At 42.4% G+C, this 25,259-nt stretch carries 19 protein-coding genes; 12 read left to right on the top strand and 7 right to left on the bottom strand.

All coding sequences use genetic code 11. The annotated features are described in order from the left end of the window. Positions 1-17: 17 nt before the first annotated feature. The gene (locus tag LVD17_RS23325) at positions 18-3,290 is read left to right on the top strand and encodes a two-component regulator propeller domain-containing protein (protein WP_233761862.1); all 3,273 of its coding nucleotides are present in this window, start codon (positions 18-20) and stop codon (positions 3,288-3,290) included. Positions 3,291-3,302: 12 nt separating this feature from the next. Here the strand turns inward: LVD17_RS23325 and LVD17_RS23330 are convergent, their stop codons facing one another. Further along, positions 3,303-4,688 carry a sodium-dependent transporter gene (locus LVD17_RS23330; RefSeq protein WP_233761864.1) on the bottom strand — a complete coding sequence of 462 codons (1,386 nt, stop codon included), beginning with the start codon at positions 4,686-4,688 and terminating at the stop codon, positions 3,303-3,305. Positions 4,689-4,898: 210 nt separating this feature from the next. Here LVD17_RS23330 and LVD17_RS23335 point away from each other — a divergent pair, with 210 nt between their 5' ends. Then, a complete protein-coding gene (locus tag LVD17_RS23335; RefSeq protein ID WP_233761866.1) occupies positions 4,899-5,270 on the top strand; it encodes a T9SS type A sorting domain-containing protein in 372 nt (123 codons plus the stop codon). An 8-nt stretch (positions 5,271-5,278) separates the two neighbouring features. Here LVD17_RS23335 and LVD17_RS23340 read toward each other — a convergent pair whose 3' ends face one another. Next, positions 5,279-5,644: a DUF779 domain-containing protein gene (locus tag LVD17_RS23340; protein WP_233761868.1), complete on the bottom strand. Its 366-nt coding sequence runs from the start codon at positions 5,642-5,644 to the stop codon at positions 5,279-5,281. A gap of 85 nt (positions 5,645-5,729) precedes the next feature. Continuing rightward, positions 5,730-7,253 carry an aldehyde dehydrogenase family protein gene (locus LVD17_RS23345; RefSeq protein WP_233761870.1) on the bottom strand — a complete coding sequence of 508 codons (1,524 nt, stop codon included), beginning with the start codon at positions 7,251-7,253 and terminating at the stop codon, positions 5,730-5,732. A 175-nt stretch (positions 7,254-7,428) separates the two neighbouring features. On the opposite strand from LVD17_RS23345, the gene LVD17_RS23350 reads away from it, so the two are divergent. Then, positions 7,429-8,352: an AraC family transcriptional regulator gene (locus LVD17_RS23350; protein WP_233761872.1), complete on the top strand. Its 924-nt coding sequence runs from the start codon at positions 7,429-7,431 to the stop codon at positions 8,350-8,352. A gap of 87 nt (positions 8,353-8,439) precedes the next feature. Here the strand turns inward: LVD17_RS23350 and LVD17_RS23355 are convergent, their stop codons facing one another. The 3 genes from LVD17_RS23355 to LVD17_RS23365 are packed head-to-tail and all read right to left on the bottom strand — an operon-like array spanning position 8,440 to position 11,470. Beyond that, entirely contained in the window at positions 8,440-9,117 is a 678-nt protein-coding gene (locus tag LVD17_RS23355) for an ABC transporter ATP-binding protein (protein ID WP_233761874.1), read from the bottom strand. Positions 9,118-9,124: 7 nt separating this feature from the next. Then, complete coding sequence (locus LVD17_RS23360) at positions 9,125-10,384, bottom strand: ABC transporter permease (protein ID WP_233761876.1); 1,260 nt, start codon at positions 10,382-10,384, stop codon at positions 9,125-9,127. 3 nt (positions 10,385-10,387) lie between these two features. Next, complete coding sequence (locus LVD17_RS23365; protein ID WP_233761878.1) at positions 10,388-11,470, bottom strand: efflux RND transporter periplasmic adaptor subunit; 1,083 nt, start codon at positions 11,468-11,470, stop codon at positions 10,388-10,390. Positions 11,471-11,927: 457 nt separating this feature from the next. Here LVD17_RS23365 and LVD17_RS23370 point away from each other — a divergent pair, with 457 nt between their 5' ends. The 9 genes from LVD17_RS23370 to LVD17_RS23410 all read left to right on the top strand — a co-directional run bounded on the left by LVD17_RS23370 (position 11,928) and on the right by LVD17_RS23410 (position 24,477). Further along, the gene (locus LVD17_RS23370; RefSeq protein ID WP_233761880.1) at positions 11,928-13,826 is read left to right on the top strand and encodes a GAF domain-containing protein; all 1,899 of its coding nucleotides are present in this window, start codon (positions 11,928-11,930) and stop codon (positions 13,824-13,826) included. A gap of 132 nt (positions 13,827-13,958) precedes the next feature. Further along, the gene (locus LVD17_RS23375) at positions 13,959-14,594 is read left to right on the top strand and encodes a Crp/Fnr family transcriptional regulator (RefSeq protein WP_233761882.1); all 636 of its coding nucleotides are present in this window, start codon (positions 13,959-13,961) and stop codon (positions 14,592-14,594) included. A 100-nt stretch (positions 14,595-14,694) separates the two neighbouring features. Continuing rightward, positions 14,695-15,270 (top strand): YeeE/YedE family protein, encoded by a 576-nt coding sequence (locus LVD17_RS23380; RefSeq protein WP_233761884.1) that lies wholly within the window; start codon positions 14,695-14,697, stop codon positions 15,268-15,270. Between the two features lie 15 nt (positions 15,271-15,285). After that, positions 15,286-15,699: a DUF6691 family protein gene (locus LVD17_RS23385; protein WP_233761887.1), complete on the top strand. Its 414-nt coding sequence runs from the start codon at positions 15,286-15,288 to the stop codon at positions 15,697-15,699. A 121-nt stretch (positions 15,700-15,820) separates the two neighbouring features. Then, positions 15,821-17,230: an MBL fold metallo-hydrolase gene (locus tag LVD17_RS23390; protein ID WP_233761889.1), complete on the top strand. Its 1,410-nt coding sequence runs from the start codon at positions 15,821-15,823 to the stop codon at positions 17,228-17,230. A 415-nt stretch (positions 17,231-17,645) separates the two neighbouring features. Further along, positions 17,646-18,455 carry a sulfite exporter TauE/SafE family protein gene (locus LVD17_RS23395; RefSeq protein WP_233761891.1) on the top strand — a complete coding sequence of 270 codons (810 nt, stop codon included), beginning with the start codon at positions 17,646-17,648 and terminating at the stop codon, positions 18,453-18,455. A 94-nt stretch (positions 18,456-18,549) separates the two neighbouring features. Beyond that, complete coding sequence (locus LVD17_RS23400; RefSeq protein ID WP_233761893.1) at positions 18,550-19,890, top strand: MBL fold metallo-hydrolase; 1,341 nt, start codon at positions 18,550-18,552, stop codon at positions 19,888-19,890. Positions 19,891-20,312: 422 nt separating this feature from the next. Continuing rightward, entirely contained in the window at positions 20,313-23,795 is a 3,483-nt protein-coding gene (locus LVD17_RS23405; protein ID WP_233761895.1) for a TraB/GumN family protein, read from the top strand. Between the two features lie 4 nt (positions 23,796-23,799). Next, the gene (locus tag LVD17_RS23410) at positions 23,800-24,477 is read left to right on the top strand and encodes an alpha/beta hydrolase (protein WP_233761897.1); all 678 of its coding nucleotides are present in this window, start codon (positions 23,800-23,802) and stop codon (positions 24,475-24,477) included. 15 nt (positions 24,478-24,492) lie between these two features. Here the strand turns inward: LVD17_RS23410 and LVD17_RS23415 are convergent, their stop codons facing one another. Then, complete coding sequence (locus tag LVD17_RS23415; protein ID WP_233761899.1) at positions 24,493-25,191, bottom strand: hypothetical protein; 699 nt, start codon at positions 25,189-25,191, stop codon at positions 24,493-24,495. Positions 25,192-25,259: the final 68 nt, after the last annotated feature.

The following is a 25,259-nucleotide window of genomic DNA, read 5'->3' on the forward strand; positions in this document are numbered from 1 at the left end:
ATTATAGCTTTTATTTAATGCCGTATTTACTCAAATTTCTACTCGTTGTATCTGTCCTGTTGCAGGTGAGCAGCAACTTGTCCTTTTCCCAATCAAAGCGGCTTTCCATGCCCGGAAGCCCTGATATACAATACTATGTAGACCGGTGGACAACAGACGACGGGCTTCCGTCTAATACACTGACATACATCCATAAATCCAATAAAGGATACATCTGGATCTCGTCGTTCGATGGTATAGTGAAGTTTGATGGCATTGAATTCAAAACATACAATCGGGCAAAGAATAACCTTCCCTCCAACGCCATTTCGCAAATCGAGGAAGACTCTAACCATAAGCTATGGATAGGCACCTATGGCGAAGGCCTTATGTCTTATGAAAATGGTGAGTTTAAAAGTGAAAACAATGAAAGCTTAAAAGCTCAGTCCGTTCAGACTTTATATATAGATAATGATGACAGGATCTGGATAGGTACACGAGGCAAAGGTCTGTATTATCGCGAAGACAACGAGATTAGAAAGTTTCGATACCACTCTTCTGTTGAAAATATTACGGTGAGTGCCATTGTAAAGACCGGGCAGGGAGAGCTATGGATCGGCACAGAGGGCAATGGTCTCATTAAATTTAAAGACAATAATTTTCATGTATATACGGTGGCAGACGGCCTGCCGGAAAATCATGTAGTTGTAGTGTATTTTGATCAAACCGGCACCCTGTGGGTCGGTACAAACATAGGTCTGGCCCGGTATAATGGAAAAACCTTTGAATTGATTAACGAAATCGGGGCATGTTTTGTCACCAAAATATTTGAGGACTCGCTTAATAACCTTTGGGCGACAACCGATTGCGGATTATTCAAGAAGCTCTCCGGCACCCGAGAGTGGCTTAAGCTACCGCTGGAAGAAATCATTCCGGGTGAGTTTTTTACAGATGCCTTTGTTGATGAAGACGGAACGATCTGGGGCACCACATATTATACGGGCCTCGCACTCATCAGAAAAAGTAAATTTATTAACTATACCACACAGGATGGCCTGGCATCTCAGGCCATAAGTAGTGTAGCCAAGTATGACAGCAACACAATACTTATAGGTACCAACAGCGGGGTTATTAATACCATAAAGGATGGGAAAGTCGGCACATTTGACATAAAAACAACCTTACCTGACCGACGGGTCAGAAGCATTTTAAAAGACTCCCGGGGTAACCTATGGGTAGGTACTTCTATGGGGTTATTGCTTAAAAAGCCATCTGGTGAAGAAAAATGGTACACTATGGAAAACGGCCTGCCGGATATCAAGGTGCGACTCATTTATGAGGACTCAAAGGGAACCATTTGGATCGGCACCCGGGCCGGCGGATTAGCCAAAGTGACCGGAGAAGACGAGTTTACCATTATCAATAAATCAACACTTCTCAACTCCGACTTTATCATGTCAATCAGGGAAGACAACAAGGGTAACATGTTAATTGGTACAAATGAAAACGGGCTCAATATTATACAGCCAGACGGAAGTATTAAGTATGTAACAAAGGAAAACGGCCTGCCCAGTAATCTGATCTTCAATACTTACACTGATAAGGATAATGTAACGTGGATCATGACCAATGCAGGAATATGCAGAATGGAAGGCCAAAGGTTTTTCAATATTACAGCAGCGCACGGGCTCGCAACCGATGCTCCCTTTGACTTCCTTGAAGACAGCTCCGGTGATGTTTGGCTGCCAACAAGCAAAGGTGTGGTAAAGGCCAGTAAAAAAGAGCTGAATGATTTTTCGCAAGGTAAAATAAGTAATATCAGTTTCAGGCTGTATGATAAACAGGATGGCCTTGATGTGGCAGAATGTACAGGAGCAGCGAAGTCTTTAATCACGTCAAAGGGAGAAATATGGATACCTGCGCTTAACGGAGTGTTTGTTATTAAACCCGGAACTCTGGGGCGCAATGAAACACCACCTCCGGTATTTGTAACTGAAGTATCTGCCAATAGTATAGAGCATAAAATAAAGAAAGATACGATTCGATTAGAGCCTGATATCCGGAGAATAGCGATAAGGTACGAAGCCCTTAACTACACTTCCCCATCCAAGGTAAAGTATAAATTTATGCTCGAAGGTTTTGACAAAAACTGGGTGGAGAGTCAAAATGTACGTGAAGCTCAATATACAAACCTCACACATGGTACTTACAGGTTCACAGTAACTGCCAGTAACGAAGACGGTGTGTGGAACGAAGATCCTGCTGAACTAACCATCATTGTAGAACCACATTTCTACGAAACTTCTGCTTTTATACTAGGCATAATTTTGAGTGTAATTCTACTTATTTTCGGGGTATTTCGCTTAAGTATTTACAATATTGAGAAGCGCAACAAAACCCTCACCGCTCTGGTGCAGGAGCAGACGTCTGAGCTAAGGGATATCAATTCAAGGCTGGAGGAGCAAAAGGAAGAACTTATGCAACAGCATGAACTGCTCTCTCAAAAGAACATCGAACTCGAAAACGCCCATGAGAAGATCACTCATGTTAATGAGGAGTTGACAAAGGTGAACTCAAAACTCGAAGAAAAAGTTGAAGAAAGGACCAAAGACCTAAGTCAGACTCTCGAAAAGCTTAAAGCTACCAATGAAGAGCTGGACACCTTTATTTACAGGGCCTCCCATGATCTGAAAGGACCTACAGCGAGTCTGCTGGGCCTGACTATGCTGGGTAAAGCACTCACGACCGACCCCAAATACCTGGAGTTTTTCACCCGTATTGAGGATACTTCCAACAATTTGAATAATATACTCGGCAAGCTGCTTTCCATGCATGTCATTCTCCAGACCACAGTAAGCTATACTTCCATCAACCTGGAAGATTTGATCAATGAAATCAAAAAGTCACTGCGTATTGAAAAAAACAACTATGTCATTCTCAACCAGATGGAGGGGAGTCTTACTTTTCACTCTGATCAGAACCTGCTAAAAATAATATTGAAGAACCTGATAGAAAATGCTTTGATATTCAGTGACATATCTCGGGATATTACCATCAAAGTCAGTGCCCGGAAAAAGCGTTCTTCTATTTATCTGAGTGTTGAAGACAATGGAGAGGGTATTGATTCAGCCATTAAGCCCCGAATATTTGACCTTTTCTACAGAGGCTCACAAAAGTCAAAGGGCAACGGGCTTGGTCTGTACCTGGTTAAAAAATCGGTGGAAAAACTTAGCGGGACAATCGAGCTGGATAGCGAAGTCAACAAGCTCACGAAATTTACGATTGTATTGCCTTCTAAAGATATTAGTTAGTGATTTGATTCACTAAAACACCTCGATCCCAAAAAACTTCTGTAACATGGTGAGCACAAACATAACACCAAGCACAACCGGGCAAACAAAGGTGATCATGGTATTAAAGAACTTCTCAACGATTGATCCTATATACCTGTTATTACCATGGCTTATTTCTTCCGACATATTATGCCTTTTCCAGCGTGTGGCAACAAAAATACTCAGTAAAAAACCTCCTAAAGGCAGGCTGACAACAAAGAATATATCCTGAACCACATCCATAAATGACTTGGTTATACCTTCGTAGAACATAAAGTCAGTGAAGAATTCCGTTGCCCCAAAGCCGAGCATACTCGGAAGTCCTAGTGCAAAAACTACTATAGCCATCAGTGCTACGGCCTTTCCCCTGCTTATTTTTTTCTCATCAACCAAAAATGCCACCGGCACCTCAAGCAAAGAGATAGTAGACGTTAAAGCAGCAAAGCTCAGTAAAAGGAAAAATCCGCCTCCTACAAAGCGTGCCATTATAGGATCCATAGTCTGGAATACGCCCATTAGCGCTACGAACACAAGCCCGGGGCCTTCACTTGGCGACTGTCCTTGTGAAAACACAAGAGGGAAGATCATTAAACCTGCCAGAAATGCAACCATGGTATCAGCGATGGTAACCATGGTAGCCGAGCTGATAATATTGTCCTGCCTGCCTATATAAGAACCGTACGTGATCAATGCCCCCATACCCAGACTCAATGAGAAAAATGCCTGCCCAAGCGCTGAGTAAATAGTAGCCCCATTAATGAGATCAAAATTGGGAATAAGGTAAAAGTTCACCCCATCCATAGCATTGGGCAAAGTAAGCCCGTAGATTATAATCAGGATCAAAATAACAAACAAAGTGGGCATTAATACCTTTGAAGTGCCTTCGATTCCTTTCTGTACCCCTTTGTAAACGATAAACGCCGTGAGGATCATAAAGGATATGCTGAATAACAGGTTATCGGAATAATCGGCAACATAATTATTAAAATAGCCTGCAAAGTCAGGTTCCTTAAGAATATCCCCAAAACTTACCTGTATAAAATAGCCAAAGGCCCAGCCCGCTACCACATTATAAAATGAAAGGATCATAACACCGCAAATGATACCGAAAAGCCCTACAAATGCCCATGATTTTCCACCAAGCTCCTTATAAGCCCCATATGGGTTAGCCAAAGTACGTCTGCCGACAGCTATCTCACCTACCATCACCGGCAAGCCTATCAAAAATATCCATGCTACATAAATCAGTAAAAATGCCGCTCCACCGTTTTGACCTGCCACATACGGGAATTGCCAAATATTACCTAATCCTACCGCCGATCCTGCCGCTGCGGCAATGAAACCTAACTTACTGGAAAAACCTCCCCTTGCTGCCATTGATAATTGCCATTTTATGAAGTATCAAAGTAAAGTTTAATTTTTCAGGGTTAAAAAACATTTAGCAAATAATCAACGGATCACTAGCCAAAGTATCACCAATACATTTCCAATACTGAGCTGAAAATCATGTATTTATAAAAAAAAATCATTCGGGGTATAATAATTGTACGGCTACCTGTTTTATAATAGAAGCCAGAACAGAATAGTATGAATATCAAGCCAATCGTTATCCTTATAGTACTTCACCTGACGAGCTATGGATTAATGCCGTCACAACAGATTCAAAAGCAAAGTGACCTGAAACTTAGCACAACAAGGGAAGAGGCAGATGCATTAACCGCTAACTATATCCGCTCCTATCCAAACCCTACCAATGGTCCACTTTCTATAACAATGGGTAAGGCCTACAATAAGGTGACAGTAGAAATACGGTCATTATCGGGAAAACTGATAAGTAAAGAGCAGTATGACAACACTGACGAGATAAATACCAATATAAGTGCACCCCGGGGCATATACCTGCTGAGAATAACCGGAGATGACCAGCATCTGATGATTTACCGAATCACAAAAGAATAATAAAGAGGCTAATTTTGCTCCTGTTCAAGAACCTGTAGCTCCTCTTCTGTAAATAAGCGGGATTTAATAATGAAACGAATGCCCAGAGGTATTTCCAGTGAAAAACTGGAACCACGCCCTTCTGTTATATGCAAAGTAAGGTGAGTATGCTTCCAATATTCAAACTGGTCTCTCGACATGTAAAACGGACAATTGGCAACTTCCCCTAATAGTACGTCACTCTCTCCTACCTTGAAATCGCCATCCTCAAAACACATCGGCTGCGACCCGTCACAGCACCCCCCGCTTTGGTGAAACATCAAAGGCCCGTAGCGTTTTTGCAGCTGATCTATGACCTCAAGGGCGTCTTCTGTGGCTTCAATACGTTTAACCATGGCTTTGCTCTTTTTATAAAGTAAGATGGAGCTGCCTGATTGCCCATCAGACAGCCCACCTTAACCCTTAAAACACATCATTTGATTAAAAAAAACCAAGTTTATTCTTATCATAAGAGATCAGCATATTCTTGGTGTTGCGATAATGATTAAGCATCATCTTATGGTTTTCTCTGCCGAATCCGGACTTTTTATATCCACCAAATGGAGCATGTGCAGGATAGGCATGATAGCAGTTTACCCAAACACGGCCTGCCTGGATTGCCCTTGGTATCTGATAGATTTCATGTGCATCGCGCGTCCATAAGCCGGCACCGAGCCCATAAAGTGTATCATTGGCTATGTTTATGGCTTCTTCTGTATCTTTAAACGTGGTAACTGAAGTTACAGGACCAAAGATCTCCTCCTGAAATACCCTCATTTTGTTGGTACCTTTAAATATGGTAGGTTCTATATAATAGCCGTTCTCTAGTCCTGAATTAAGCTTAGCCGGCCCGCCGCCACACAAAACCTCTGCACCCTCCTGCTTACCAATGTCCATATAAGAAAGGATTTTTTCAAACTGGTCATTGGAGGCCTGAGCACCCATCATAGTATCTTCCGCCAGCGGATGCCCCATTTTAATGGACTTGGTGCGCTCCACTACCCTGTCCATAAAGCGGTCATACACTGACTCATGAACAAGGATCCGTGACGGACATGTACAGACTTCTCCCTGGTTCAGTGCAAACATAGCGGCTCCTTCAACACATTTGTCAAAAAACTCGTCATCAGCGTCGGCTATACTGGGCATGAATATATTAGGAGATTTGCCTCCCAGCTCCATAGTTACCGGAATTAGGTTTTCTGATGCGTACTGCATAATCAATCTTCCCGTCGTGGTCTCGCCGGTAAAGGCCACCTTGGCTATTCTTGGAGAATTGGCCAGTGGCTTACCTGCTTCAGGTCCAAATCCGGTCACAACGTTGATCACCCCCGGAGGTACTACCTCCTGAATCAGCTCCATTAGCACCATAATGCTGGTAGGCGTTTGTTCTGCCGGTTTTACTACCGTACAGCAGCCTGCAGCAAGTGCCGGAGCAATTTTCCATGTAGCCATCAGTAGCGGGAAGTTCCAGGGTATGATTTGCCCTACAACCCCTAGCGGTTCTTGCAAATTGATACTTATGGTAGTTTCATCATGCTCTGATATTGTACTTTCATCTGCCCTGATAACACCGGCAAAATACCTGAAATGATCAACACACAACGGTATATCTGCAGCCCTTGTTTCTCTGAGCGCCTTCCCGTTATCCACAGTTTCTACCCGGGCAAGATATTCAAGATTACTTTCTATAATATCTGCTATTTTAAGCATAACTCTGCTCCGCTCGGCAGCAGCTGTTTTAGACCATTTCGGAAAAGCCTGATGAGCAGCATCCAGTGCCTTGTTAATATCTTCCTTATTACCTCTGGCTGCTCTTGTAAAAGGCTCACCATCAATCGGGCTGATGTTATCAAAATATTCACCACTGCTCGGAGAGGTCCATTTGCCCCCGATGAAATGATCGTAATGAGGTTTGAACTCAGGCCTTTCTATTGATGCCTTTTTCTGGGTTACTGTTTCCATTTCCTTAATTTTTTGGTTTACAGCCATAAGTTCATAGATAAATTTGTCTAAAACTTTGCTGCAAGTCCAAATGAATATGCTCACAGTCTATTTCTGCATCAACTGACTTAAATCATATATTATCCCTTAGATTTTTTAAAGAAAAGATGTAAATTTAAATTATACCCTCTACCCCATGAATAAGCACCTTATCGACAGATTTCCCATCAGGGAGGAACGGTCCCTTTTTACGCTGGTGGAGAACAGGACTTCTTATTCATTCGAGATGTGTGAATTAAACCTGTTTGAGACTCATCAGAGTGTGGAGAATGTAAATCTTATGTTTGACCACTTTGTGCTGACGAGCATGCTTTCCGGCAAAAAGATCATGAAGTTAGCCAAACATGAATCATTTGATTACCTGCCCGGTGAGTCTGTTATCCTGCCTCCGGGAGAACTGATGAATATAGATTTCCCAGAAGCAAAAAGAGGTAATCCTACTCAATGTATAGCACTTACTATTTCTGATGAAGTAATACAAAAGACTTTTGATCTGCTCAATGAATATCATCCAAAAGATCCAACATGGGGACAATGGAATATTGACCCGGCGTATTTCCACCTGACTAATAATAAGGAGCTGGCTGACACCATCAACCGCATCATAAGGATAACGAAAAGTGAGCAGGGTAAAGCAAAGGACATCATGGTTGAACTCACTTTAAAGGAAATGCTGGTGAGGCTAATGCAAACCCAGGCGCGCCTGCTCTTCGAAAGCTCCTACCACCTTCTTTCAAATAACAACGCTCTTGCCGCCACTATCAAATACATAAAGGAAAACCTTACTTCAAAAATAAACATTGACAAGCTCTCGGATAAGGCATGTATGAGCAGGGCCAGTTTTTTTAAGAAATTCAGGGAGGCTATAGGAGAATCCCCGGCCCAGTATATCCTGAAGGAGCGCATAAAACTTGCCCAGACACAATTAAAATCTTCTGCCGTCAACATTACAGAAGTCTGCTTTGACTGCGGTTTTGAAAACCTTTCCCACTTTATCAAAGCCTTCAAAAGTGAAGTTGGAATGACCCCGAAAGCGTATCAGGTGGCTTGTATGCAGTAAAACACTTTAATGGCGTATCCTTCAGGACATACCTAAAGTGCTCTGGCACAGCTTTTCAGATTTAAAATAAGGAGAGCAGTACTTTTATCAACTAATAATCCGTCCATCTTCCATGGTGATAATACGGTCGGTTTTTTCTGCAAAGTCGTGGTCATGAGTAACTACTAATAGAGAGAGATGTTGCTCATGGCTTAGTTTTCGCAAAATGTTAAAAACATTCTCAGAGTTTTTACTGTCAAGGTTACCGGTAGGCTCGTCGGCCATGATAATGGTGGGCTCGTTAATTAATGCCCTGGCGATGGCAACACGCTGTTTTTGTCCTCCGGAAATACGTGAGGCCAGTTTACCTGCCTGGTCACCGATGCCTAAAAGTTCAAGCTTTTGCATAGCATCTTCTTTTATTTGAGCAGATCCTTTTTTAGCCAGCTTAAGTGCGGGAAGCATAACATTTTGTAAAATGGTAAACTCCGGCAACAAGTAATGAAATTGAAAAATAAACCCTATCTCGGAATTGCGAACAGCAGACAACTCCTTACCCGATTTACCAGTGAGCTTTTCTCCGGAAAGGTATAGTTCCCCTGTATAGTCCGAATCCATGGTCGACAAAATGTATAGCAGTGTAGACTTTCCGCACCCTGACTTTCCCATAATGGATACAAACTCTCCTTTCCTGATACTGAAAGAGATATCCTTCAATACATGAAAAGGCACCGGATCGGTAAAATATTTATTGATTTTTATTGCCTCTAGTACATTGATCATCATATGATATTTACTGACCTCTGATAATTTCCACAGGATCTATGCGCTCAGCTCTTCTCGCCGGCAGATATCCCGCTAAAAATGTAGAGACTATCGCAAATACAATCCCTATCAGGTAGTACAGCGGATTGAAGTTTACCGGAAAAGTCTTAATAGTTGGCAGTGCCTCGGTCTCAAAAGGTGTATGATCGATCAAAACTGAAATAAAGTAACCGAAAACAAGGCCTGTCACACCCCCAACCACACCAATGAGCATGGCCTGGCTGATAAATATCATTTTCACATCCTTTCCTGAAAAACCAGTAGCCTTGAGTATAGCGATATCATTCATTTTCTCATAGATCATCATGTTCAGAATGTTGTAGATACCAAAACCCGCCACAATGAGTAAGGTTATGGAAACAGCGTAGGTAATGATATTGCGGATGCTTGTTCCTGCTTCAAATTGGGCATTGGCGGTATTAATGTCTACGGCTGTTAAATTATATTGCTTCCTGATCTCATTACTCATGGGTACAGCATCATCAATATTATGGAGCTTTACATTAATATCGGTAATATAATTGTTGCCCTCTCCCATAATCCTCTGAGCTGTTTTCAGGTTGGTATAGCTCTGAATATTATCAATTTCCGCAAGTCCGCTCTGATAGAGCCCAACTATTTTCAATGGGAACATTTCCCCCGTGGCTGTTGCAACCTGGATTTTATCCCCCATATCCAATGACATTTTTTTAGCTATTCCTGCGCCTAAAAGAATACCATTATCATTTCTTGCGAGGTTCTGGGGCTCACCTTTCACAATGTAATCAGCTATGTTAAATAGCCGCACCTCCTCCATTATATCAACACCGTTAATAATGCCATTCAGTTTAATGGAACCTGCGACATAAAAAACCTGGGCCTTTACCTGGGGGGTTACACCGCGTACTCTGGAATCACTGCGCAAATAATCCAGCAGAGGCAGGGCATTGTGTATTCTTTCCTGGTTCTGTTTAGGTTTTACAGAATGCACTATATTGATGCCTCCAGCAAACTCCTCTATCAGGTCAACCGGTTGTTGTTTGCTGGGCCTGATCTCATTATAAATGTGCACATGTGGCGTTCTATCTAGTACAAGGTTGTCCAGCAGGTGATTTAGTCCGGTCATAAAACTGACCAGAATGATAAATGTGCCGATGCCGAAAGTAACGCCCAACGCCGCGATGGAAGACTGCTTTAACCTGGATAACAGATGCGTTTTGGAAATGGAAAGAATAACCGGCCAGTTCATAAATCAGGGTTTATAGATATAAGTACTGGTATCGAGCCCACTGACAATCTCAATATTTTCCATGCTATAGAGCCCGGTTTTCACCTCCAGCAGTCCCTCTTTGGTTTTTACCCGATTCTCTGTCACCAGGTAGTTTCGCGGAATTATTACAGCATTACTCTTTTTACGGATCACAATATTGGCTTCACCTGAAAGACCAGGATAAAGTATGCCGGGAGGTTCTTTAAATACCGCCTCTGCCGTAAATGTCTGTGTCCTCGTATTTTTCTGTGGATAAATCTTGGTGAGTATTGCATCGTACACTTTCCCTTCGTAGGCATCAAGAGTGATAAGCACCTGTTGCCCTACTTCAACTCTGGCAATATCAACTTCATCAATCAACATTTCTATAATAAAATTGCCGGCACTGCCTATGGAGGCAACAGGCTCCTGTAAACTCACAAGCTCGCCCGGCTCCTTATAAATGCTATAAACTTTGCCTCTGAACTCACTCATAACAGTATAGTCCCGGCTGGCTACAAGCGATGTCTTATAGTTAACCTTTGCCTGTTCGAGTTGAGTTTCCAGCTCATTCCTGGTTCTTTGATACCGGCTTCTCAAGGCTTGTAAATTCTTTTGTGATATTTCATAGGCTGTTTCCCTGGTATCATACTCATTTCTGGTGCCTACATTCTGTTCCCAAAGCTTTTTCTGTCTGTAAAAATTAACAGAATCCTGCCTCAGTCTTAGCCGCGCTGCCTCTATATCCTCTTTTAATTCCTTAAGCACTGCAGCATTTCCCTTTAGATTGTCTCTGGCTAATTCCAGAGCCAGTTTAGCTTTTTCAGTATTCAATTCAGGAGCGTCATTGGTTATTTGCATGATCTTCTCCCCTTTATCCACGATTGTACCCTCATCTGCATAAACCCTGGCGACTATACCTCCCACGGCCGCATGAGCATTGTATAAACTGTCGGGCTGTACTGTTAAGGAGGCATACACGGACTCTGTAATTGTAGCCAAATGAGGTTTCACCTTTTCATTATCATTACCGCATGAGGCTATCAATAGAATCAGAAAGGTGTTAAATATTAATCTTAAAGGCATTACTTATTTTTTTGTGAAGCTATTGTTCTGTCATAAACTTTAACAGGTCAATGATCAAATTTTATTCTGACATTTATCATAATTAACTAAATCACGGGATGAAGTAATATGCACTTCTTCTCGTCGTGCAAGGGTATGTCTCTCAGGCCTGTACAAAGGTTCACTCATGAAAGAAATTTAGTAATTCAAAATCATCATTTAAACGTTTGATACTCCTTTAAGTTTTGGCTTTGGAAAAGCTAAAAATTAAAGCTAAATTAAAATACGGCAACAAACTATCAGTGTATGAATCCCCCATATATCATTACCTGCTTAAGGAAGCTTATTCTCTTTGAATTTTGTTCCAAACGAACTTTACTCCTCAACCTATCTGCAAATACCTCTTAGCAAAGCAGGTAAAGTTTGCCTGATATCAGTCTTATTTTTGATTTTGTATTCACCCCAAAATACATAAACCTTGAATATATCGATAAGAAAAAGAATAAAGCACAAGTTAATCGCAGCTTTTGGAGCCGTTTTGGCATTGTCGTTCCTTTTAGCAGGCTGGGGTTATTACTCCATCAATAAAATAATGAACCACCAGAACCTGAACCAAAGAATAGATGACATCTCTATTATGGTACTTCAACTGAGACGTGCAGAGAAGGATTTTTTGATGCGGGAAACAACCAATCCGGAGTTTTTTCAAACCGGTAAAAGCCAGTATTTAACTGTGATAAATGAAATTACTCAAAAGCTACAGGAGGAACTTTCGCAGTTAAAGCAACATCCGTCAAGCGGGTCAATGGAGCTGAAAGACTCTTTTGATGCTATGAGAAAAACCATTGAACAGTACAGTGAAAAGCTTAAACAAATAGGCGAAACCGTCAAAGAAAGGGGTTATAAGGACTGGGGGCTGGAAGGTGAGTTGCGTAAGGCAATCCATGAGGTTGAAAATACGAACTTCCCCTACGACCGTGCATTGATGCTGACCCTTAGAAGACATGAGAAGGATTTTTTGCTAAGAAAGGAATTAGTGTATCCCGAGAAATTTAACCGGGACGTAGAAGAGTTTAAGTTATCGATAACAAATGCAGAAAACACTGACAGCAGCGCTGTATTTCAAGATCAGCAAAATACGATACTCAATAATCTGGATAATTATCAGAGCACGTTCAACCAGATTGTAGAAGCAGAGATGAAACTGGGGTTGAATGAGAAATCCGGACTGAGAGGAGAACTCAGGGCCATAGTGCATGAAATGGAGCCTCTCATAGAAAATCTGGAAGCCCGTATCCGCTCAACAACTTCATCCATCATTGATAATACTCTTCTTTTTTTTCTACTGGTATTTATTGTCCAACTTGGCGCTGGCCTGGTTATAAGTATCCGGTTTTCAAACAAGCTTACCGCAAATATTAAAAGGATCAAGGCTGGCATTGTTACCTTGTCGCAGGGTAAATTTCCTGATGAGGTGGATATAGCCAGCGAAGACGAGCTAGGAGAAACCCAGGCCGCCACCAATAACCTTGTAGAAAGGATAAAAACTGCAGCGGACTTCACCCTAAGTATCGGGGAAGGCAGGCTGGACCAGCAGTATGACGAAAGATACAAGGATGATGTACTGGCAAAAGCACTTCTTGATATGCACCAAAAGCTCAAGGCTGCAGATGAAGAGGATGAAAAACGAAATTGGGCCACCAAGGGTCTGGCTGATTTTGGTGAGATTATCAGAAACAATGAAAACAACCTGCGTGAACTTAGCCATAGAGTAATTTCCGATCTGGTGAAGTTCGTAAATGCCAACCAGGGCAAGTTATTTGTACTTAATGATGAGGACAACAATACCATTGGCGAACCTCATCTTGAACTCTATGCAGCTTATGCGTGGAAAAGACAAAAACACCAGAATCAAATCATCTCTAAAGGAGAAGGACTATCGGGACAGGCCTGGTATGAGCAGAAAAGCATTTACCTTAAGGAAGTGCCTGAAGATTATATCAAAATAAGATCAGGACTTGGAGAGGCAGTGCCCACCAGTGTACTGATAGTACCGCTGGTAGTAAATGAAACTGTATTTGGGGTTATAGAACTGGCCTCACTTAAAGAATTTGAAGATTATCAAATCAACTTCATAGAAAAACTGGCGGAAATAATTGCCGCAAGCCTTTCCAGTGTGAAAATAAATGAAAAAACAAAAAGCCTGCTGGAGCAGGCACAGCAGCAATCAGAGGAAATGAGAGCCCAGGAAGAGGAAATGCGCCAGAATATGGAAGAGCTATCTGCCACACAGGAAGAAATGGGAAGAAAGGAAAAGGAATACCTCAAAAAGATTGAGGAACTTGAAAGCAAACTGGCCGAACAACCGGCCGAGTAGAAAAAAAACAAACTCTTTCAATTTATGTCTATACAGCCACTTACAAAAAGTGGCTTTCTCATTAAATCTCTAACGGTATTTAATTACAAAAATCTAAATTAGCGCCATCAAATCCTCTACAGCGCTACCGCTATGAATGAAAATACAGAAATCGTCAACATTTTACGAAATCAGGAGTTTGAAAATAGCCTGATTGATGAAATACTTACTGTCGGAAGGCTCAAAAAGGTGCAGAAGGGTGCCAGTGTAATCACACCAGGATCAAAAGCAAGTGAAATTCCACTGGTCATTGATGGTACACTTAAGGTGATGCGGCAGGATAAGGATGGCAGCGAGATATTTCTATACTATCTCGAGGGCGGTGAAGCCTGTGCCATGTCAATAACCTGCTGCCTCGAAAATAAAAAGAGCCAGTTTAATGCCGTTGCTGAGGAAGATTGCCTGCTATGGATGATACCTATGGGAACACTTGATGCATGGATAGCGAAATACCCTTCATTCAGAAAATTTGTATTTACCTCCTATCAGAAACGCTTTGACGAGTTATTGACCGCCATCGACAGCATGGTATTTATGAAGATGGACCAGCGACTGTACAAGTATCTGCTGGACAAAAAGCAGGCTTCAGGCTCATTTGAGATCCACAAAACCCATGAGCAAATTGCCCGCGAGCTAAATACCTCGCGAGTAGTAATCTCAAGGTTGCTGAAGCAACTGGAAAACGAAGGAAAAATAGAGCAGTTTAGAAATAAGATAGAAATACTGTAACGATAAGCCGGTTGCTCTTACTCTCTGTAACATTTGTTACAAACCTCATATAACCCGTACCTTACTTTTGCTGGTTGAAATTAAAAACTGAACCGGTAAAATGAAAGAAGCAATAGATTTTATAAGTCAGCCATGGCCCTGGTACGTGGCAGGCCCTGTAATAGCCCTTGTTATGTTCTCCTTATTGTTGCTTGGGAATAATTTTGGGCTTTCCGCCAACCTTCGTTCCATGTGCGCAATACTTGGAGCAGGAAAGCATTGTGAGTTTTTTGACTTTAACTGGAGAGCACAGGCCTGGAACCTTGTTTTTGCCGCAGGGTTGATCATCGGCGGCTATATAGCGCATGCTTTCCTTACACCATCTGGGGGAGTAAACATTTCGTCGCAAACTATCGCCGACCTTCAACAGCTGGGTATAGAAGACCCGGGTAAATCACTGGTACCTGAAAACCTCTTTTCATGGCAGTCACTCGCCACCGTTAGAGGTTTTATTATGCTGGTTGCAGGGGGCTTTCTTATAGGTTTCGGCACACGGTATGCAGGTGGCTGCACCTCCGGACATGCCATCAGCGGGCTCAGCGATCTACAGCTGCCCTCCCTGATTGCTGTAATAGGCTTCTTTATAGGAGGCTTACTCGTTACCTATCTTGTACTACCTTTTTTACTCACCATCTAAAAACACTTTTTAACAATGAAAATATTGAGATACCTGATCATTGGGATCATTTTCGGGATCACTCTGGCCAAGGCAGAGGTGATCTCCTGGTATAGAATTTATGAAATGTTCAGATTTCAAAGCTTCCACATGTATGGCATAATAGGTTCCGCTATAGCTTTGGGTATTGTATTCGTACAGCTTATACGACGCTTTAAGCTTAATTCTGTTGATGGTAATCCTATACAGATCTACCCGAAACAACGGAGTGTTTCCAGATATTTATACGGCGGTATCATATTCGGATTAGGCTGGGCCATGACGGGTGCCTGCCCCGGTCCTATGTTCATTTTATTGGGAAATGGCGTAAGTGTAATCCTCGTAGTGATTGCAGCAGCACTACTGGGTACATATACTTATGGCTTACTACGAAATAAGCTGCCTCACTAACAGGCGCAAAGGTCTCCCGGGCATATCATGACAAAAGTCAGTTTTGTTAGTAACATAAGTTACACTGTTTCATCCTTCAGCCGGCGAAATTTATGCTATCGTTAATCAAAGTACATTTATTATGAAAGTAGAACAAATTTATACCGGCTGCCTGGCTGAGGCGGCTTATTATATCGAATCTCAGGGTGAGGTGACCATTGTTGACCCATTGAGAGAGGTGGCTCCGTACATTGAAAAATCAGAAGAAAACGGAGCCAGGATTAGGTATGTGCTGGAAACCCACTTCCATGCAGACTTTGTATCAGGACATCTCGATCTCGCAAAGAAGACCGGGGCCAGCATAGTCTATGGGCCGACTGCACAGCCAAACTTTGAAGCCCACATAGCTGCCGACGGAGAAGTTCTGCCACTTGGAAATATCAAAATTAAGGTACTACACACTCCCGGGCATACCATGGAGTCTGCAACCTACCTGTTGATTGATGAACAGGGTACAGAAAAGGCCATTTTTACGGGAGACACGCTGTTTATAGGTGATGTAGGACGTCCGGATCTTGCTGTAAAAACAAATTTAACAAGAGAAGACCTTGCAGGCCACCTGTATGATTCGTTGCGCCAAAAGATCATGCCCCTGGCTGATGATATAGTTGTTTATCCCGGTCATGGCGCCGGCTCGGCCTGTGGCAAAAATATGAGCGCCGAAACTACGGATACTTTAGGCAACCAGAAACGCTTCAATTATGCACTGAGGGCAGACATGACCCGGGATGAATTTATCAAAGAGGTAACCACCGGACTGGCGGAACCACCTCAGTATTTCCCTAAAAATGCAGTAATGAACAAAATGGGATATGAAAGCTTTGACAAGGTACTGTTACAGGGAACCGTAGGACTGGATATCCGGACCTTTGAAAACAAGGTGGAAAGGGAGAACGCCCTGATACTCGATACAAGAAAAAAAGAAGAGTTCGTTAAAGGCTTCATTCCCGGGTCTATTTGGATAGGTATAGAGGATAAGTTTGCTCCATGGGTCGGGGCACTGGTCACCGACCTCAGGCAGCCGATAGTTTTTATAGCTGATAAGGGACGTGAGGAAGAAGTGATCACCAGGCTTTCCCGGGTGGGATATGATAATACGCTTGGGTATTTGAATGGCGGCTTTGAGGTCTGGAAAAATTCTGACAAAGATATTGACACCCTTGACGAGATCGGACCACATGATTTCACAAACCTCTATGATATTGAGCAACTGAGTGTGCTGGATGTGCGCAAACAAAGCGAATACGCATCGCAGCATATAGAAGGTGCCATCAGCTTTCCACTGGATTTTATTAACAGAAACATGGAAAAGATCGATAGAAAAGCGCCTTACTACCTGCATTGCCAGGGCGGCTACCGCTCAGTTATCGCTGCATCAATACTTAAATCAAGAGGTTTTGATCAAATTATCAATGTGCGCGGCGGAATTAATGAGATAGGGAAATCATGTATAAAACTCACTTCTTATCGTCAGCCTGAAACCATGTTGTAGACCTCCATAATTAGTACAAAAAACCCGCCCCGCTCTATTATAAAGCAGGGCGGTTTCATTTTACTGCCTTCTCAATAGAATCTGCTTCTGTGTAAAATTATAGGCGGCATCCAGAAACTCTACAAGTCAAGACTTGATAACAAAAGTGCAGGGAAGTAACCATTTTCCTGGAATAAAACCAAACGTTTCCCAGCAATGGAATCATTGGTTTACATTACCCACCCAAGGTTTCTCTGCAAGACAAAATGAAGGTACCGGCAAACTTATTTGTGACCTTACTTTTTCCCGAAACACTTCATGCTAAATCTGAGTTGCAATAATATGTTTTTATCCTTTGTAACAATTGTTACGCTCACTCCTTTTTTTGCCTTATACATTTGCTCAGGAATTAAAAACGTCGTTAAACAAAAAAGGAATGACAATAACTGAAATAGCAGGATATTTTGGAGCTGCAGCCATAGGCATTTCCCTTGGACTTATCGGAGGTGGAGGCTCTATACTCACCGTACCCGTGCTTGTGTACCTGATGGGTGTAGAACCCATATTGGCCACGGCATACTCGCTTTTTATAGTGGGCTTCAGTGCCCTGATCGGTGGAATTAATTATGCCAGAAAGGGTCTGGTAAGCTATAAAACCGGCATAGTGTTTACCATTCCGGCATTTGCAGCAGTCTACCTTACACGATTGCTTCTGGTGCCAGCATTGCCCGAAGTATGGTTCACTTCAGGAAGTTTTACCCTGACCAAAGACACCGGCATACTTCTTCTGTTTGCCTTTCTGATGGTGTTTGCTTCTGTATCCATGATCAGGAAGGAGAAAATACAGCATGGGCATACGGATAAAGGCGAACAAAAATTCAACTATCCCATGATCATCATTGAAGGTATTGTGGTGGGCACACTTACAGGACTGGTTGGTGCGGGCGGTGGCTTTCTGATCATCCCGGCATTGGTAATATTCGCCAAATTACCTATGAAAATGGCCGTGGGCACGTCACTGCTAATTATAGCAGTAAAATCTCTCATAGGCTTTGTAGGAGATGTACAGGCAGATGCTCCGATTAACTGGGCATTTCTGGCCATATTCTCCCTGGTGGCCATAGCTGGTATATTTTTAGGATCATACTTGGCCCACTCCATTGATGGGCAAAAGCTAAAAAGGGGGTTTGGATGGTTTGTGCTGGTTATGGGAGCATTTATGATCGTAAAAGAGCTGCTTTTTTGAGGTGTTTCATGTAACATTTGTTACCAAGAGGCCTTTTAAAACGCATTAGCTTTGTATTAAATAAAGTATTCATCAAATTATTAACGAAACAGCGATGGAAGTTAAACAAATATATGATAAGGCATTAGCACATGGCTCTTACGCCATTGAAAGTAACGGGCAGGTTGCATTGGTTGATCCTGGTCGCGACCCTCAGCCATACCTTGATTTTGCCAAAGAGCGCGGAGGTAAAATAGTAGCCGTTTTTGAAACTCATCCTCATGCTGATTTTGCCAGCAGTCACCTGGAATTTCAGAAAAAACACGGTGCAGATATCTATGTAAACCCTAAGGTAGGCGTGGCATACAACCACCAACCCATGGAACATAACGATGAGGTGAGGGTTGGAAAGGTGACCATAAAAGCCCTTTTCACCCCAGGGCATTCACCGGATCATAACTCATACCTGCTTATAGACGAAAAAGGTAAAGAAAGCGCTGTATTTACCGGTGACTCTCTGTTTGTAGGCGATGTGGGGCGGCCAGATTTACGGGAAGGTGCAGGCAACATTAAGGTGAGCAAAAAAGAGCTTGCCGGCATGATGTATGATACACTCAACGCTGTTTTTAGCGAGCTTGAGGAAGATGTGGTGGTCTACCCCGCTCACGGAGCAGGATCACTTTGTGGCAAAAACATGAGTGACGACCTCTACAGTACAATTGGACGTGAGAAAAAGGAGAACTGGGCGTTTAAACTAAAAGAAAAGGAGCATTTCATTGACAGCTACCTGGAAGGCCAGTCCTTTATCCCCAAATACTTCCCCTATGAAGTAGAGCTTAACCGGAAAGGGCTAGAACCACTGGAAGAAAGCCTGAATAAGGTACCTCACCTGTCTGCAAATGACACGTTAAACGAAGGAGTGATCATCGTGGATGTGAGAGGTCAGGAAAAGTTTAAAGCAGGCCACCTTAAAGGGGCAATTAACATTCCTGACGGCAGTGAGCAGGATAAATTTGAAACGTGGCTGGGTTCAATTATAGACCCCAATGAAAAATTTTACATGGTGGGCGATACAAATGAGGAGCTGGAATCTGCCATAAGACGTGCTGCAAAGATCGCGTATGAAACTAATATAAAGGGAGCAGCCCTGCTTGCCCATAGAAAACTGATAAGCGACGAACCTCTGAATATTGAGGATTTCAGACAAAATCCTGATAAATATACCATTGTGGATATCAGAAATACATCAGAAGTTTCCGAAGGAAAATATTTTGAAAGTGCAGTCAATATTCCTTTATCTGAACTAAGGGAGCGTGCCGGAGAAATAAACGGCAATAAACCCGTGGTAGTACACTGTGCAGGAGGCTACAGATCGGCAGCCGGGGCAAGTATACTTTCCAATGCACTCAGCACCCAAGTTTATGACCTGAGTGAAGCTATCAATAATTTCAAATAACCGTGTGAAAAGTCACGGGTAAGATTGAGTGAAACTGTAAAAACATGTTAGGATCAGGACATAAAACGTCAAAATACAAACATAGGAGCCATTGAGCTCCTGAATCTGATGGATGAAAAATACCATAGTGTTGGACATGCGTACTCCTCAGAGGTCAGGCGTGTTGTGCCGTACCTGATATGGGATTTACAAAACTCTGCAACCATGCAGGTAGCATAGGAATCTGGAATGATGAAATGAGATAACAAATCAACATTGTTTGCTTTGGTTTTAACCTCCTGACCCTACAAAATTGGCAGGAGGTTATTTTTTTGGTACACTTCAGCAATTGTACCTCCCATTTTTGTTATATTGATTGAAATTAGATTTCCAATAGCTTTGTTTTAAAGCTATATTTTTTAATTGCTAAAATATCTTTTTTGATGATCTCTAATACTTTCAGATTTCTTTTTCTGCTTGTAAGTGCATTCTGCTTTAGTCAAACCCATGCCCAACACGAGAAATATTACAGCCTACTCTGGCGAATAGATGGCAACGGCCTTAAAGCACCCTCCTACCTTTTCGGCACCATGCATGTTAAAGATGCGCGGGCCTTTAATTTCAGCGACTCAGTGTTATATGCAATTGAAAAAACAGATTATTTCGCCCTGGAACTTCAGCCTGATTCGATGCTCAATAATGTGTTTAATAAATACTTTGAAGATGATCAAACCTTTAAACACCTCTTTGACGATAATGAATATGAAAAGCTCAATGAGCGTTTTAAGGAAGAGAAGGGCTTTGATCTTGATAAGCTTAATATAAAGAACCCGATACTGATCCGTGCATTACTCACCCCTTCCACCTCCCGGCCCGACGACAAACAAACCTTTGTAGATGCCTATCTCTATGGCATTGCCAAGACACTTCAAAAAGAGGTATTTGGGCTCGAAAAAGTCGAAGACCAGACGAATATATTCTTTGGAGCATCAAAGGAAGATCAAAAAAAAGAACTTATTGAGGTGCTCGAATCAAATACCGATGACTACCGTCGCAGCCTCGATTACATGACAGATGTATACAGCCGGGGCAATATTGAAGAAATACAAAGAATGGTGGAGCGCTATGGCATAATGGACTCTATCATGGTCCGTAGAAACCAGGTAATGACCAACAGCATGAAAAGGCTGATGCACCAATCCCCCACCTTTGCGGCTGTAGGATGTGCCCACCTCCCTGGTGAAAATGGAGTTATCCACATGCTTAGAAAAGAAGGCTATACCGTAAGTAAAGTAGATGCAACATTCACCGGCGTGGCTGATCAGTACAAAATAGACCCCCTGAAAATGGAGTGGTTTGATTATAAGGATAAGGATCTAGGCTATGCACTGAAAATGCCGGGGACACCCATTCCTGCTGATATTTTCCCTGGGCTAAACATGATGATGTATCCGGACCTGATCTCAGAAACTGGCTTTTTTGTAATGACTATCGATCTTCGCGGTGCCAGCAAAACTGCAAACCGGGAGGAAATTGTAGATAAAATGGTGGAAGGGTTTAAAGAGAAAAGCAGCTTTAAAGTATCTGAAAAAAAAGAGATCACCAAAAATGGTATGTCAGCCATAGAAGTTGTTGGTGCCAGCGATTCAGAACACATGATTCTTCACATTACTATTAAAAATAATATCGTCTATTGCCAGTATGTAAACAGAAAAGACACCGAACCTGACCGGATCTATGTTGACTATTTTTTCAGCTCTCTGAGAACTTTTGAACCTTCCGGGCTTAAACCAGTGGAGTGGCAAGCCTATAGCAATAAACATGCTGCCTTTGAAGCACTCTTCCCTATCCCTCCCAAAGAGACACAAAGAACTTATGAGGAGAATGATACAAAACTTGACCTGGTCATCTCCACCGATATCAGAAACATGTCAAACTATATGGTGGCGTATAATGATTATCCACTCGGATATTACCTTGATGATAAACAAGAGGTTTTCAAGTCTTTGGTCGAAGAGTATAACACAGTGGGTAAGCTACTGACCGAACCTGACACCATCTGGCTCCAGGGTGTGGAGGGCAGGGAGTACGAAATTATGCTCGCGGATAAGTATTATACCATATGCCGGGTATATATCAGGGGTAACAGGGTGTATAAAGTGTTGCATCAAAACCTGAATGAAAACGAACGACACCTGCCACAAAATAATTTTCTCGACTCGTTCTCCTTCATACCTTTTGAAGATGAAGAACTGGAGGAGCATACCCCTGACGGGGAAAATTTCAGACTTAAAATATTTCCGCAACGTCAAGTCTCCATCGACTCGGCTGTTGACCACACATGGTATACTGCAAACACCACCACATACACCCTTAAAGATGCTAAGACAGGAGGCGTTTACTCATTGGAATTCAGTGAGTTAAAGGATTTTTTTAAAGTTACACATTTAGATAGTTTCTATACCAGCATTATTGATGACAACATACTCGGATGGACGGATTCACTTGTAAGTTCAAAAGATGTGGTCTTAAACGGAGCTCCGGGCAAGGAGGTGGTAGCTATCAATAAGTATAATCATCAGAAAACGCGCTACCGCTTTTGGCTGGATGATAAAAAACTCTTCTATATGGCTGCATATGTTGCTGAAGAGGCTCTTTTCAACAATGCTTCCAATACCTTTTTCGGCTCTTACACAAGACCAAAAAAACTGAGTAATTTTGATTTGTATGCCTCAAAGGCAGATAAAATTATAAAAGGGCTGGGCTCCTCAGACAACACAGTTTACCAGGCATCCATAGGAGCATTTAACTATTACGAGTTTGCCCGGGAAGATCTGCCGCTGATCTATGAGGGGCTGAATACCACATATGCTGATGACAATATTGAAGGCGGTGCCCGCTGTAAACTGATAGAGGAGCTGGCTGATATCGGAGATCCCGTATCACTAAAGGTTTTAAAGAAGCTCTATGAAAACAAAACCACAAACGATATTATAAAGGCTCACATACTGTCAAGTGCCATCAAATTTCCTGACGATGCAGGTTTGGAAATGTTTCTGGAGCTGTTCATCAACCATACTCCGGATCAGTTAGGTAAAAAAGACTGGGCTGTATTCAGGACTTTTACGGATTCACTGGATCTTGCACGCCAACACTTTGACAAGCTGCTTGATTTAATGGATAACGAAGAATATCGCTCTAATATATTGTCCATCGCCTCCCAAATGGCAGAGTCGGATAATCCCAGGGAAACAGCATTTGTTAAAGGCTACCTGAAGGAACTTACCCGGTATTCTTTTGAAGATCTCTCCACTTTTATAAGTACAGTAAAGGCAGATACAACTGATTATAGCTACCACTATGACCCCCAGATCACTCAATACCTGAGATTAGCCAATAGCATTGAAAATAAAGATTTCACGGCGAAATTTACCGGGCAACTTTTGGCAAGTGAAATTACCGGCTGGATGCGGACACGTGCTGTAACGGCCAGAATATTCAATGACATTGAGGTAGATGAAAAGCTGCTTTCGGAGTTACTAACCTCTATGGATACACGGTACGCCATTATGGAAAGCCTTGTAAAAGCAGGCAAAACCAATAAAATTCCGAAGAAATACAGAAGCCAGCATGAGTTTGCCAAAATATGCTTTTACGAGTTTATGACCTATGAAGACGAAATGCCGGACGAGATCGAGCTACTGGGACATATTATGGTGGAAAATTCAAAGGTTTATGTATTCTCGTTTTGGTATGACTACGCCAAAGATGAAAAATACATTGGACTGTCAGGGTTTTACCCCCCGAATAGTGATGTACTGAACTTTGAGCATCACCTCTCCTACACACCATGGGAAACCCTCAGAGAAGACTGGAAAGTGCAAGCAAGGCTTTATATTGAAGATTTAAAAGAATACGGCTATTAAGCCCATGTTTACAGGACCTGAAACTAAGGAAATGGTCATATATGCTATCCCCGGACTGGGAGCAGATGAAAGAGTGTTTAAGTATTTATCATTACCTGTAGTACCGGTAAAATGGATTGCTCCGGAAAAGGAAGAATCTTTACAAGAATATGTTAAACGACTCATTGCACAGATAGATCAAAAGCAGCCTTTTATTCTTCTGGGTGTCTCTTTTGGAGGTATGGTCGCAGTGGAGATGAATAAATTGGTAAAGCCGGAAAAGACTATTATTATTAGCTCCGCCGCCTGCCGTCGGGAACTTCCCCTTTTATTCAAAGTTGTTGGCAAAACTGCTATTGTTGATCTGTTGCCGGCAGGCATGCTAAAGCCCCCCTACTTTCTCGCGAATTACCTTTTTGGTCTGCAATCACCCCATGGCAGGGACCTTTTAAAGTTAATTATCAGGGAAACCTCCGGGCATTTCCTAAAGTGGTCCATAAAACAGATCGTTAACTGGCAGAACAGGGAAGTTCCCACAAACCTTATACGCATCCATGGCGACCGCGACAGGCTATTGAAAATGAAAAAAGGAATAAACTATAAAGTGATCCGGGGTGGCGGGCATCTGATGATCGTAGAACAGGCCAATGAAGTTTCTTTATACTTGCAAAAGCACATTCCCGAATCACGACCTCATCAATAAGATGGCTAGAGCACTTCAAAGAAACCTTTTGATCCCCTCATCCTGATATGTGCTTATCCCATGCTCCAGGTTAGGGTGAAAATAAGGCCGGTTACTGACATGCCTGGCTATTTCCTCGGCTGTTACCTCACTTACTCCTTCTCGCTTCTTTTCCTTGGTAGCCGTGGCTATTAAAAAGTCAAAAGCTGCTGCCTCTTCAGGCCAGGGTGCATCAAGTTCGCCAGTGCTGTGTACGCTATACCTTTCCGTATTATTGCTAAAATACCGGTACCCTGGTTCGTTCATCTGCAATTCATTTTGCCATTGTTCCAAAATATGAGTTCTGGCTGACTTGTCTATGGCCGGATTTAACAGAACAGTACAAACACACCAGGCCCTTTCACTTTTGATAAAACCTTCATCGAACTGTCCTTCTGCTCTGGATATGGCAGTTACTTCCTCCCTGATCTCCCCAAAATCAGCCATGTTGGCATTGCTGAAAGGTACAGCTTTGGCCACACCGGGCTTCACCCGCTTATCGAAGATCATAGTGTAGGTGTTGTGCAATGAAAACCGTCCGTACCGGATTGGTACCCTCACATTAACTGCTTCATGTAATTTTAACCTGCTCTGCCTCCAGCACTTTCTTATTTGATCACCGGAACCTAAAACAAGATCGTCCTGCCAATATAATGACCCGATAAGCAAGGCACCTCCTTTTAAGTTGAAATTCATATTTATCCGTTGGCATCCCTTTTTACTATGTAATGTGCAAAAGACTATAAAAGTTTTAAACCATCTAT

Source organism: Fulvivirga ulvae, assembly GCF_021389975.1.
Classification (GTDB): domain Bacteria; phylum Bacteroidota; class Bacteroidia; order Cytophagales; family Cyclobacteriaceae; genus Fulvivirga; species Fulvivirga ulvae.